This window comes from Burkholderia ubonensis subsp. mesacidophila (genome assembly GCF_002097715.1).
Lineage (GTDB): Bacteria > Pseudomonadota > Gammaproteobacteria > Burkholderiales > Burkholderiaceae > Burkholderia > Burkholderia mesacidophila.
In genome coordinates this window covers 2,526,498-2,538,887 of sequence record NZ_CP020737.1, presented here as the reverse complement: position 1 = coordinate 2,538,887, position 12,390 = coordinate 2,526,498, and the positions used below count along the sequence as shown (strand labels likewise).

Sequence of the window (12,390 nt, the reverse complement as noted above, 5' to 3'; positions counted from 1 at the left end):
CACGGGGGCGCGCTACCCCTGCGCGGCGGCCTGCGCGCGCATGACCGCATCGCATTCGGCCGCTTCCGCGCGGATCCAGTCGCGCACCTCGGCCACCTCGCGCCGCGCCGCCGGGTCGCGCTGGTACAGCCAGTACGCGTAGCCGTTCTGCGGGACGGGCCCGTGCGCGCCGAGCACCGTCAGCCGGCCGTCCGCGAGCATCGGCGCGACGAGCGCGAGCCGCCCGAGCGCGATGCCCTGGCCGGCGATCGCCGCCTGGATCACCTGGTCGTACTGGTTGAAGCGCAGCACGCTCTTCGGGCGCGCGTCGCCGAGGCCGACCGCGCACAGGTGGTCGTGCCATTGCAGCTGCGTCTGCGGCTGCCCGTCGAATTCGAGCAGCACGTGGCCCGCGAGCGCGGCCGCATCCACGATCGGCCGCGCGGCATGCGCCGGGTGCGCGACCGGCACCACCGTCTCGTCGAAAAGGTACAGCGCGCCCTCCGGCGCGCGGTCGCGCGGCGCGTAGCGGATCCCGAGGTCGATGTCTTCGGCGCGCAAATCGAGTACCTTGTCGTTCGCGGCGACGCGCAGGTCGATCTCCGGATGGCGCGCCTGCAGCCGGCCGAGCCGCGGCAGCAGCCACAGCGCCGTGACGCCGATGCTCGCGGTGATCGTGACCGGCTGGCGCTCGCGCGCGGCGGTGAGCGTGCCGACGGCGTCCTGCAGGCTGTGCAGCGCGGCGTCGGCGATGCGGAACAGGCGCTCGCCTTCCGGCGTGAACGCGATCTTGCGGTAGCCGCGCTGCAGCAGCGCGACGCCGAGATGCGCTTCGAGCGCATGCACCTGGCGGCTGACCGCGGATTGCGTCACGCACAGATCCTGCGCAGCGAGCGTAATGCTCATGCGGCGGCCGACGGCGACGAAGCCGCGCACGAGGTCCAGCGAAGGGAGACGGACGAGAGGCGTTGACATGCGTTGGATTCATGTGAACGAAGCAGCAAGATTGGTGGAGTTTGCGCGACGCGTCAAGTTTGGCCGGGGCGGCCCATGCGTGCGTTGCATGCCATGACGAAGGGCGGGGCGGCCGGCAGCGGACGACCGGCCGGCGCGAGGAGACAGATGACGAATTCGAGCAAGACGGCCGGCGCGTTGCCGCCCGAGCCGGTCACGCTGCGCGCGGCCGACGGCTACCTGTTGCGCGGCCACGTGTGGCGGCATCGCGGCGGCGGCGCGGCCGGCCGGCCGGTCACCGTCGTGAATTGCGCGACGTCGGTGCGCTGCGACTATTACTTCCGCTTTGCCGCGTGGCTGTTCGAGCACGGGCGCGACGTGCTGGTCTACGACTATCGCGGCATCGGCGGGTCGCGGCCCGCGCGGCTCGCAGGGCTGCGCGCGAACTGGCTCGACTGGGGGCGGCTCGATTGCGAGGCCGCGTTGCGGTACGCGCGCGATGCGTTTCCCGGCCAGCCGCTCGACGTGGTCGCGCACAGCATCGGCGGTTTCGCGCTCGGGCTGGCGGCGTCGAACCGCCATGTGCGGCACGTGCTGACGGTCGGCGCGCAGTACGCGTACTGGCGCGACTACCTGCCGGCCGAGCGGCGGCGCATGTGGTGGAAGTGGCACGTCGCGATGCCGATGCTCGCGGCGGCCTGCGGCTACGTGCCGGCCAAGCGCCTCGGCTGGATGGAGGACACGCCGCGCGGCGTCGCGCTGTCGTGGGCGCGCTCGCGTCCGCGCTTCGAGGACGTCTACGCGCGCGCGCCGCACGCCGAGCACGTCGCGAGCCGCGCCGCGCTGCCCGCGCGCTTCGCGGCGCTCGCCGCGCCGATGCTCGCGATCGGGCTCGACGACGACGCGTTCGGCACCGTCGCCGCGATCGAGCGGCTGGTCGGCTACTACACGGGCAGCGACGTCACGCATCTGCGGATCGCGCCGCGCGATATCGGCGTCGACGCGATCGGGCACTTCGCGTTCTTCCACAGCCGCTTCGCCGGCACGCTGTGGCCGCTCGCGCTGCACTGGCTGCAGCACGGCGCGCTGCCGGCCGATGCGCCGGGCGCCGTCCATGCGCGCCACGCGGCGGCGCGGGCGCGGCATGCGCCGGCGGGCACGGCCGGGCGCGGTTGAACGCCGCCGCGCGCACGGCGATCGATTAACATCGAACCTTTCGTCCTGCCGGTCCCGCATCGATGTCCATCCCGTCCGTTCCCGATTCCGCGCGCGACGCGTTTGCCGCCTATCGTGCGTATCTTGCGTATCCGCTCGACGTCCCGGCGGCCGCGCGCCGCGCGGGCGTGCAGGTCGTGCGTGTCGATTTCGACTGGCAGGTGCCGCTCGCGTCGCCCGCGTATGCGGCGTTGAGCGACGCCGAACGCGCGCGGGCGGGGCGCTTTCTGCGTCCGCAGGACGCGGTGCGCAGCGCGGGCACGCGCGTGGCGCTGCGCGACGTGCTCGGCGCGCAGCTCGGCATCGCGCCGCAGGCGGTGGCGCTCGTCGTCGGCGAGGCCGGCCGCCCGGCGCTCGATCCCGCGCATCGCGCGCCGCTCGATTTCAACGTGTCGCATGCGGGCGATCACGCGCTGATCGCGTGGTCGGCCGGCTGCCGGGTCGGCGTGGACATCGAGCGCTGCGACCGCGCGACCGACTGGCGCGCGTTGACGCGCGAAGTGTGCGCGGCCGGCGAAGCCGCCTATCTCGACGCGCTGCCGGACGCCGCGCGCGCGGACGCGTTCATGCGCGTGTGGTCCGCGAAGGAGGCGCTGCTCAAGGCGCTCGGCACCGGCATCGGCGGCGGGCTGCGGGCGTTCGCGGTGGTGCCGCCGCGCGATGCGGCGACGCCGGCGGTGGAGGTCGTCTCGCCCGCCGCGCCCGCGGCCGGCGTGGCCGGCTTCAACGCCGCGTGGCTCGACGCGGCGCCCGGCTACGCAGCGTGCGTCGCGTGGACGCGCGCGTGAGCGCCGCTCATTCGAGCGGCGCGTCGTTCGGCGCCGCGTAGCGCGCCTTGATCACGTCGCTCATCGGGAAGTCGAACGACAGCCCCTTCGGCGGCACCGGCTTCATGAACCATTTTTCGTACAGCGCATTGATCTCGCCGCTCTTCATCGCCTGCGCGAGCACGCCGTCGACGAGCGCCTTGAACTGCGGATCGTCCTTGCGCAGCATGAAGCCGTAGGCCTCCGACGATTGCGGCGTGCCGACGATCGTCCAGTCGGCCGGTTTCGCCGAGAGCTGGCGCACGCCCGCGAGCAGCACGTCGTCCATCATGTACGCGACCGCGCGGCCCGATTCCAGCGTGAGGCGCCCCTCGCCGTAGTCCTTCGCGCTGATGATCTGCATGTTCATCTTCTTTTCCTCGTTCATCTTGCGCAGCAGCCGCTCGGACGTCGTGCCCTGGTTCGTCACGACGGTCTTGCCGGCGAGGTCGGGGAAGTCGCGGATGCCCGACGTCGTGCGTGTGAGCAGGCGCGTCGTCGCGACGAAGAAGGTCGTCGAGAACGCGACCTGCGCGTGACGCGCGGCGAGGTTCGTCGTCACGCCGCATTCGAGGTCGACGGTACCGTTCTGCACGAGCGGCATGCGGTTCTGCGACGTGACCGGGATGAAGCGCACCTGCAGGTCCGGCTTGCCGGTGCGCGCCCTGACCGCGGCGATCACGCGGTCGCACAGGTCCTGCGAGAAGCCGATCACCTTGCCGCTCGCGTCGACGTACGAGAACGGCACCGACGTTTCGCGATGGCCGATCGCGATCACGTTGCTTTGCTGGATCTTCGCGAGCGTGCCGGCGAGCGGCTCCGCGGCGAGCGGCGCACAGGCCGCGGCGCAGGCGGCCGCGAACGTGCAGCGGGCGAGCAGGGCGGTGAAGCGGGACGGGGTATTCATGGCGGCTTCTTCATGGTGGATGGACTGAATCGTATGTTGCCAAAACAAAAATAACAGCAACATATGATAAGTGCCGTCCCAGGGTGCGCCGGCCTGCGGACCGTTTCGGGCATCAGGGAAACTCCCGAGTCGAAATCGGGGGAAAACGGGTTGTCTAGACAAGTTCGGATGGCTACACTGCATCCATCTCGAACTTGTCTAGACAGGATTGCTCACATGATTACGCTGACCCCCGGCCACCTGACCCTCCCGCAACTGCGCCAGATCGCACGCGAATCCGTGCAACTGACGCTCGACCCGGCCAGCTTCGCGAAGATCGACGCCGGCGCGAAGGCCGTTGCCGACATCGCCGCGAAGGGCGAGCCGGCCTACGGCATCAACACGGGCTTCGGCCGCCTGGCCAGCACGCACATCCCGCACGACCAGCTCGAGCTGCTGCAGAAGAACCTCGTGCTGTCGCACGCGGTCGGCGTCGGCGAGCCGATGGCGCGCTCGTCGGTGCGCCTCCTGATGGCGCTGAAGCTGTCGAGCCTCGGCCGCGGCCACTCGGGCATCCGCCGCGAGGTGATGGACGCGCTGATCAAGCTGTTCAACGCGGACGTGCTGCCGCTGATTCCGGTGAAGGGCTCGGTCGGCGCGTCGGGCGACCTCGCGCCGCTCGCGCACATGTCGGCCGTGCTGCTCGGCGTCGGCGAAGTGTTCATCCGCGGCGAGCGCGCGAGCGCGATCGACGGCCTGCGCGTCGCGGGCCTCGCGCCGCTCACGCTGCAGGCGAAGGAAGGCCTCGCGCTGCTGAACGGTACGCAGGCGTCGACGGCGCTGGCGCTCGACAACATGTTCGCGATCGAAGACCTGTACCGCACCGCGCTGGTCGCGGGCGCGCTGTCGGTCGACGCGGCGGCCGGCTCGGTGAAGCCGTTCGACGCGCGCATTCACGAACTGCGCGGCCATCAAGGCCAGATCGACGCGGCCGCGTCCTACCGCGACCTGCTCGAAGGCTCGCCGATCAACCAGTCGCACCGCGACTGCGACAAGGTGCAGGATCCGTACAGCCTGCGCTGCCAGCCGCAGGTGATGGGCGCGTGCCTGGACCAGATGCGCCATGCGGCCGACGTGCTGCTGGTCGAGGCGAACGCCGTGTCGGACAACCCGCTGATCTTCCCGGATACCGGCGAAGTGCTGTCGGGCGGCAACTTCCACGCGGAACCCGTCGCGTTCGCGGCCGACAACCTCGCGTTGGCCGCATCGGAAATCGGCGCGCTGGCCGAGCGCCGCATCGCGCTGCTGATCGACGCGACGCTGTCGGGCCTGCCCCCGTTCCTCGTACGGGACGGCGGCGTGAACTCGGGCTTCATGATCGCGCACGTGACGGCCGCCGCACTGGCATCGGAAAACAAGACGCTCGCGCACCCGGCGTCGGTCGACTCGCTGCCGACCTCGGCGAACCAGGAAGACCACGTGTCGATGGCGACGTTCGCCGCGCGCAAGCTCGCCGACATCGCGGACAACACGAAGCACATCCTCGCGATCGAACTGCTGGCCGCCGCCCAGGGCGTCGACCTGCGCGCGCCGCATCACACGAGCCCGAAGCTCGCGCCCGTGATGGAAACGATCCGCGGCAAGGTCGCGCACTACGAGCTCGACCACTACTTCGCGCCGGACATCGCGGTGATCGCGAAGCTGGTCGGCGAGCGTGCGTTCGCGAAGCACAGCCCGTTCTCGTTCGCATCGGAACAGTAACGCGATGAGCGCGCCGGTCTACCAGGAGATCAAGGATTTCATCCTGGGCCGCATTCATGCCGGGGAGTGGGCGGAGGGCGACCAGGTGCCCTCCGAGAACGAGCTGGCCCGCGAGTTCAAGGTCGCGCGCATGACCGTCAACCGCGCGCTGCGCGAGTTGACGGCCGAGCAGGTGCTGACGCGCATGAAGGGCGCCGGCACCTACGTCGCGCGGCCGAAGTACGAATCGACGCTGGTGGCGATCCGCAGCATTTCGGAAGAGGTCGACGCGCGCGGGCATGCGTACCACGCCCGCGTGCTCGGTCTCGAGACGATCCGCGCCGACGAGGCGCTCGCCGACGAGATGCAGGTGGCCGTGCGCGCGAAGCTGTTTCACTCGCAGGTGCTGCATTTCGAGAACGACGAGCCGGTGCAGCTCGAAGAACGATGGGTGAATCCGGCGGTCGCGCCGGATTACGCCGAGCAGGATTTCACGAACACGACGCCGAACCAGTACCTGATGCGCGCGGCCCCGCTGCAGCGCGTCGAGTACCGGATCGAAGCGGCCGCACCCGCGCCGGAGAGGCGCGAGCAGCTTCGGATGGACGACGTCGAACCGTGTCTGGTTTTACATCGGCGCACCTGGTCGCAGGGCGTCGTCGCCTCGGTGGCGAATCTTTGGCATCCCGGCAGCCGCTATCGCTTCACCGGGCATTTCTGAATCTGTTGATTTTCCATTTCCTTCGGGAGCAGTCGTCATGAACCATCCGAAACACATCGATCCCCGTCTCGATCCGACGCGCACGATCCGCGCGCCGCGCGGCAGCGAGAAGACCTGCAAGACCTGGCTCGCGGAAGCGGCGTACCGGATGATCCAGAACAACCTGGATCCCGAAGTCGCCGAGCACCCGCATGCGCTCGTCGTGTACGGCGGCATCGGCCGCGCGGCGCGCAACTGGGAATGCTACGACCAAATCCTCGCGTCGTTGAAGGATCTCGAAGAGAACGAGACGCTGCTGATCCAGTCGGGCAAGCCGGTCGGTGTGTTCCGCACGCACAAGGATGCGCCGCGCGTGCTGCTCGCGAACTCGAACCTCGTGCCGCACTGGGCGAACTGGGATCACTTCCACGAGCTCGACCGCAAGGGCCTGATGATGTACGGCCAGATGACGGCCGGCAGCTGGATCTACATCGGCAGCCAGGGCATCGTGCAGGGCACCTATGAAACCTTCTTCTCGGTCGCGAACCAGCACTTCAACGGCGATCCGTCGGGCCGCTGGATCCTGACGGGCGGCCTGGGCGGGATGGGCGGCGCGCAGCCGCTCGCGGCGACGATGGCCGGCTTCTCGATGATCGCGGTCGAATGCGACGAGACGCGCATCGATTTCCGCCTGAAGACGCGCTACGTCGACAAGAAGGCGACGACGCTCGACGAAGCGCTCGGCATGATCGAGGAAGCGAAGCGCGCCGGCAAGCCGGTGTCGATCGGCCTGCTCGGCAATGCGGCCGACGTGTTCGCGGAACTGGTCGAGCGCGGCATCACGCCGGACTGCGTGACCGACCAGACGAGCGCGCACGACCCGATCAACGGCTACCTGCCGCAGGGCTGGACCGTCGCGCAATGGCGCGAGGCGCAGAAGGTCGATCCGCAGAGCATCGTGAAGGTCGCAAAGCAGTCGATGGCCGTCCAGGTGCGCGCGATGCTGGCGCTGCAGGAACGCGGCGCGGCGACGCTCGACTACGGCAACAACATTCGCCAGATGGCGCTGGAAATGGGCGTCGAGAACGCGTTCGACTTCCCGGGCTTCGTGCCGGCGTACATCCGCCCGCTGTTCTGCGAAGGCAAGGGCCCGTTCCGCTGGGTCGCGCTGTCCGGCGATCCGGAAGACATCTACAAGACCGACCAGAAGGTGAAGGAGCTGATCCCCGACGATCCGCACCTGCACAACTGGCTCGACATGGCGCGCGAGCGCATCGCGTTCCAGGGCCTGCCCGCGCGGATCTGCTGGGTCGGCGTGAAGGATCGCTACCGCCTCGGCCAGGCGTTCAATGAGATGGTGAAGAACGGCGAGCTGAAGGCGCCGATCGTGATCGGCCGCGACCACCTCGACACCGGTTCGGTCGCAAGCCCGAACCGCGAGACGGAATCGATGAAGGACGGCTCGGACGCCGTCAGCGACTGGCCGCTGCTCAACGCACTGCTGAACACCGCGGGCGGCGCGTCGTGGGTGTCGCTGCACCACGGCGGCGGCGTCGGGATGGGCTTCTCGCAGCACTCGGGCGTCGTGATCGTCGCCGACGGCACCGCTGAAGCGCACGAGCGTCTCGGTCGCGTGCTGCTGAACGACCCGGCGACGGGCGTGATGCGCCACGCGGACGCCGGCTACGAACTCGCGCAGCAGACGGCCCGCGAAGCCGGCCTGAAGCTGCCGATGCTCGGCCGCTGAGCATGACGGCGCTCGACCAGGCGCCGGTGAACGCGACGCTGATTCGCTCGTCGGATCTCGTCGCGTCGCCGTGGAAGAACGGCGGCGGCGTGACGCGCGAGATCGCCGCGCATCCGCCCGGCGCCGCGCTCGACGCGTTCGCGTGGCGCGTGAGCGTCGCGGACGTCGCCGCGGCGGGGCCGTTCTCGCGCTTCGAAGGCGTCGACCGCACGCTGGTGCTGCTGTCCGGCGCGGGCATGACGCTCGCGGGCGACGGCGGCGCGCATCACGTGCTCGACGCGCCGCTCGCGCGCGCGGATTTCGCAGGCGAGGCGGCGATCGACGCGACACTGCACGACGGCCCGACGCGCGACTTCAACCTGATGACGCGCCGTGCGACCACGCGCGGATTGGTCGCCGCGTGGCGCGCCGGCCCGCATCGCATCGAGCGCGCGGACACCGTGCTGCTGTTCTGCGCGACGGGGACGGTGCAGGTCGCGTTCGATGGCGCGACCCATACGCTGAATGAAATGGACACGCTGCGGCTCGACGGGCCGCTGCGTGCGCTTGACGTCGCGGTGAGCGGCGACGGCGCGCTGCTCGCCGTATCGCTCGACGCTACCGATCCGAACTGAACGCATGAAACCGACTGTCTGGCATCACCTGAGGCTGTGTCCGCACGGCCATCCCGACGAGACGATCGACGACGCGGCGATCGCCGTCGACGAAACCGGCACGATCGTCTGGCTCGGCGCGTTCTCCGCGCTGCCGCACGGCTATGCGCACTGGACGCGCGAGGACCTGCACGGCGCGTGGGTGACGCCGGGGCTCGTCGACTGCCACACGCACCTCGTGTACGGCGGCACGCGCGCGGACGAATTCGCGCAGCGCCTCGCGGGCGTCAGCTATGAAGAAATCGCGCGGCAGGGCGGCGGGATCGTGTCGACGGTGCGCGCGACGCGCGCGGCCGACGAGACGACGCTGTTCGTGCAGGCCGCCGCGCGCCTGCAGCCGCTGCTCGCCGAAGGCGTGACCGCGATCGAGATCAAGTCGGGCTACGGGCTCGACCTCGCGAGCGAGCGCAAGATGCTGCGCGTCGCGCGCCAGCTCGGCGAGCGCTTCCCGGTGAGCGTCTGCACGACCTTCCTCGGCGCGCACGCGTTGCCGCCCGAATATGCGGGCCGCGCGGATGCGTACATCGACGAAGTGTGCGAACGGATGCTGCCGGCGCTCGCCGACGAAGGGCTCGTCGACGCGGTCGACGTGTTCTGCGAGCGGATCGGCTTCTCGCTCGCGCAGACCGAGCGCGTGTTCGAGGCCGCGACGCGGCGCGGGCTGCCGGTCAAGCTGCACGCGGAACAGCTGTCGAACGCGGGCGGCACCGCGCTCGCCGCGCGCTATCGCGCGCTGTCCGCCGATCACCTCGAATTTCTCGACGAAGCCGGCATCGAGGCGATGAAGGCGGCCGGCACGGTCGCCGTGCTGCTGCCCGGCGCGTACTACTTCATCCGCGAAACGCAGTTGCCGCCGCTCGACCTGCTGCGCAAGCATGGCGTGCCGATCGCGCTCGCGACCGATCACAACCCGGGCACGTCGCCGCTCGAATCGCTGCTGCTGACGATGAATCTCGGCTGCACGCTGTTCCGGATGACGGTGCCGGAAGTGCTGCAGGGCGTCACGCGCCATGCGGCCGCGGCGCTCGGCCGCGCGGACCGCCACGGCGCGCTCGACGTCGGCCGCCAGGCCGATTTCGCGGTGTGGTCGGTCGGCTCGCTCGCGGAGCTCGCCTACTGGATCGGCCGCCCGCTGTGCGAGCAGGTCGTGCGCGGCGGGACGACCGTGTTTCGCCGCACGAATGGATGAGAGAACTCACGATGACCGACACGACGTTGTTCGCGGCGCACGCCTACCTGCCTGAAGGCTGGCGCCGCAACGTGCTGCTGCGCTGGGACGCGGCCGGCACGCTGACCGAGGTGACGCCCGACACCGATGCGCCGGCGGGCGTCGCGCGCGCGGCCGGGCCCGTGCTGCCCGGCATGCCGAACCTGCACTCGCACGCGTTCCAGCGCGCGATGGCGGGGCTCACCGAATACCGTGCGAACCCGTCCGACAGCTTCTGGAGCTGGCGCGACCTGATGTACCGCTTCGCGCTGAAGATCACCCCCGACGCGCTCGCGGCGATCGCGCGCTGGCTGTACGTCGAGATGCTGAAGTGCGGCTACACGTCGGTGTGCGAATTCCATTACGTGCATCACGCGCAGGACGGCTCGCGCTATCCGCAGCTCGCCGAGCTCGGCGTGCGCGTGATCGACGCGGCGCGCGCGGCCGGCATCGGCATCACGATGCTGCCCGTGTCGTACCAGTTCGCGGGCTTCGGCAACAAGCCGCCGCGCGACGACCAGCGCCGCTTCATCAACACGCCCGACGGCCTGCTCGAACTGCTCGACGCGATGCGCCGCGCCGCGCCCGAGGATGGCGCGCTGCGCTACGGCGTCGCGCCGCACTCGCTGCGCGCGGTGTCCGAAGCGGGCTTGCGCACGCTGCTCGACGGGTTGCCCGGCGACGCGCCCGTGCATATCCACATCGCCGAGCAGACGGCCGAGGTCGACGATTGCGTGCGCGCGTACGGCGCGCGGCCCGTGCAGTGGCTGCTCGATCGCTTCGACGTCGATGCGCGCTGGTGCCTCGTGCACGCGACGCACGTCGACGCGGCCGAGACCGCGGCGCTCGCGAAGCGCCGCGCGGTCGCCGGCCTGTGCCTGACGACCGAAGCGAACCTCGGCGACGGCGTGTTCCCGGCCGTCGACTATCTCGCGCAAGGCGGCGTGATCGGCATCGGCTCCGACAGCCATGCGTCGGTCGACTGGCGCGCGGAACTGCGCCTGCTCGAATACGGGCAGCGGCTCGTGCATCGTGCGCGCAACGTGCTCGCGAGCGACGCGCAGCCTTACGTCGCGGATCGCCTGTTCGACGCGTCGCTGGCCGGCGGCGCGCAGGCGAGCGGGCGGCGGATCGGCGCGCTGCGCGCGGGCTGCCGTGCCGACTGGCTCGTGCTCGATCCCGATCATCCGGCGATCGCCGAGCACGACAGCGCGGCGTGGCTGTCCGGCACGGTGTTCGCCGAGCACGGCGACACGCCGGTGCGCGACGTCTACACGGGCGGCGCGTGCGTCGTGCGCGAACGCCGCCATCGCGACGAAGCCGCCGCGTATGCCGCTTACCGCGCCGCGCTGGCGCAACTGCTGCGCTGACGCGCGGCAACCGGCGCGTGCCGCGGGGCGCGCGCCGTCCGACCGACACGGGACCGACATGACCGACCAACCGGCTGTATTCACGCTGAAGCAGGGCACGCTGCCGCTGCTGATCTCGATTCCTCACGCGGGCACGTTCATACCCGACGACATCGCCGCGACGATGACGCCCGACGCGCGCTTCGTCGACGATTGCGACTGGCACCTCGAGCGCCTGTACGGCTTCGCCGTCGCGCTCGGCGCATCGGTGCTGGTGCCGTCGCATGCGCGCTACGTCGTCGACCTGAACCGGCCGCCCGACAACGAGAACCTGTACCCGGGGCAGGACACGACCGGCCTCGTGCCGGTCGACACGTTCGACAAGGCGCCGCTCTATCCGGCCGGCGCGCTGCCCGGCAACGACGAGATCCTGCGCCGCCGCGACCGCTACTGGCGGCCGTACCATGACGCGCTGCAGGGCGAGATCGCGCGCATGAAGCGCGAGCACGGCCGCGTGCTGGTGTGGGAGGCGCATTCGATCCGCTCGCACGTGCCGCGCTTCTTCGACGGGCGGCTGCCGGACTTCAACTTCGGCACCGCGAACGGCGCGAGCGCCGCGCCCGGCCTTGCGGAGGCGCTGGCCGAGCGCGTGATCGCGCAGGGCGGCTATACGGCGGTCGCGAACGGCCGCTTCAAGGGCGGCTACATCACCCGTCATTACGGCGTGCCCGAGACGGGCGTGCAGGCCGTGCAGCTCGAGCTCGCGCAGATCACGTACATGGAAGAGACGCGTCCGTACGCCTACGACGAAGCGCGCGCCGCGCGCGTGTCGCCGCTGCTGCAGACGCTCGCCGAGACCGCCCTCGCGTATCGCTGAACGCGACCGGCGGCGCATCACACCAGGCGGCATCGATTCTGCGGATCGATGCCGCCTTTGTTTTGTCAGGGTTAATACCGGCACGGATTCCTGAAAATTTGACGCAATTTTTAGGTGATATAAGCTGAATGTCAGGAAGTCGTCACAGTCGACGGCTTGCTTGCGTGTCGCTGCACGGTCGGAACCGCGCGCTGCAATACGACACGTGTTCTGCGTTCATCCGTCAGTCGAGTACGATCGTGAAAGCCGCCAGCCCTTCGAACCACCGGACGCGAAG

General features: G+C 70.1%; 11 protein-coding genes. 9 read left to right on the top strand and 2 right to left on the bottom strand.

Translation table 11 applies throughout. The features are described 5' to 3' along the window. Positions 1 to 12 precede the first annotated feature (12 nt). Positions 13 to 954 carry a LysR substrate-binding domain-containing protein gene (locus tag B7P44_RS11860; RefSeq protein ID WP_084904225.1) on the bottom strand — a complete coding sequence of 314 codons (942 nt, stop codon included), beginning with the start codon at positions 952 to 954 and terminating at the stop codon, positions 13 to 15. 147 nt (positions 955 to 1,101) lie between these two features. Between B7P44_RS11860 and B7P44_RS11855 the strand changes: the two genes are divergently transcribed. Then, entirely contained in the window at positions 1,102 to 2,109 is a 1,008-nt protein-coding gene (locus B7P44_RS11855) for an alpha/beta hydrolase family protein (RefSeq protein ID WP_084906622.1), read from the top strand. Positions 2,110 to 2,171: 62 nt separating this feature from the next. Further along, positions 2,172 to 2,936 (top strand): 4'-phosphopantetheinyl transferase family protein, encoded by a 765-nt coding sequence (locus tag B7P44_RS11850; protein ID WP_084904223.1) that lies wholly within the window; start codon positions 2,172 to 2,174, stop codon positions 2,934 to 2,936. A 7-nt stretch (positions 2,937 to 2,943) separates the two neighbouring features. On the opposite strand, the gene B7P44_RS11845 is transcribed toward B7P44_RS11850, so the two are convergent. Next, positions 2,944 to 3,861, bottom strand: a complete 918-nt coding sequence (locus B7P44_RS11845; RefSeq protein WP_084904220.1) for a glutamate/aspartate ABC transporter substrate-binding protein — start codon at positions 3,859 to 3,861, stop codon at positions 2,944 to 2,946. Between the two features lie 216 nt (positions 3,862 to 4,077). Here B7P44_RS11845 and hutH point away from each other — a divergent pair, with 216 nt between their 5' ends. The 7 genes from hutH to hutG are packed head-to-tail and all read left to right on the top strand — an operon-like array spanning position 4,078 to position 12,113. Next, complete coding sequence (gene hutH / locus B7P44_RS11840; RefSeq protein ID WP_084904217.1) at positions 4,078 to 5,601, top strand: histidine ammonia-lyase; 1,524 nt, start codon at positions 4,078 to 4,080, stop codon at positions 5,599 to 5,601. A 4-nt stretch (positions 5,602 to 5,605) separates the two neighbouring features. After that, on the top strand, positions 5,606 to 6,301 hold the full coding sequence (gene hutC, locus B7P44_RS11835; protein WP_084904214.1) for a histidine utilization transcriptional repressor HutC: 696 nt from the start codon (positions 5,606 to 5,608) through the stop codon (positions 6,299 to 6,301). Positions 6,302 to 6,338: 37 nt separating this feature from the next. Further along, complete coding sequence (gene hutU, locus B7P44_RS11830) at positions 6,339 to 8,027, top strand: urocanate hydratase (RefSeq protein WP_084904212.1); 1,689 nt, start codon at positions 6,339 to 6,341, stop codon at positions 8,025 to 8,027. 2 nt (positions 8,028 to 8,029) lie between these two features. Beyond that, positions 8,030 to 8,641 (top strand): HutD/Ves family protein, encoded by a 612-nt coding sequence (locus B7P44_RS11825; protein WP_084904210.1) that lies wholly within the window; start codon positions 8,030 to 8,032, stop codon positions 8,639 to 8,641. 4 nt (positions 8,642 to 8,645) lie between these two features. Then, complete coding sequence (hutI, locus tag B7P44_RS11820) at positions 8,646 to 9,869, top strand: imidazolonepropionase (RefSeq protein WP_084904207.1); 1,224 nt, start codon at positions 8,646 to 8,648, stop codon at positions 9,867 to 9,869. Between the two features lie 11 nt (positions 9,870 to 9,880). Further along, a complete protein-coding gene (locus B7P44_RS11815) occupies positions 9,881 to 11,257 on the top strand; it encodes a formimidoylglutamate deiminase (protein ID WP_084904204.1) in 1,377 nt (458 codons plus the stop codon). 58 nt (positions 11,258 to 11,315) lie between these two features. Further along, positions 11,316 to 12,113: an N-formylglutamate deformylase gene (gene hutG / locus B7P44_RS11810; RefSeq protein WP_084906621.1), complete on the top strand. Its 798-nt coding sequence runs from the start codon at positions 11,316 to 11,318 to the stop codon at positions 12,111 to 12,113. Positions 12,114 to 12,390 lie beyond the last annotated feature (277 nt).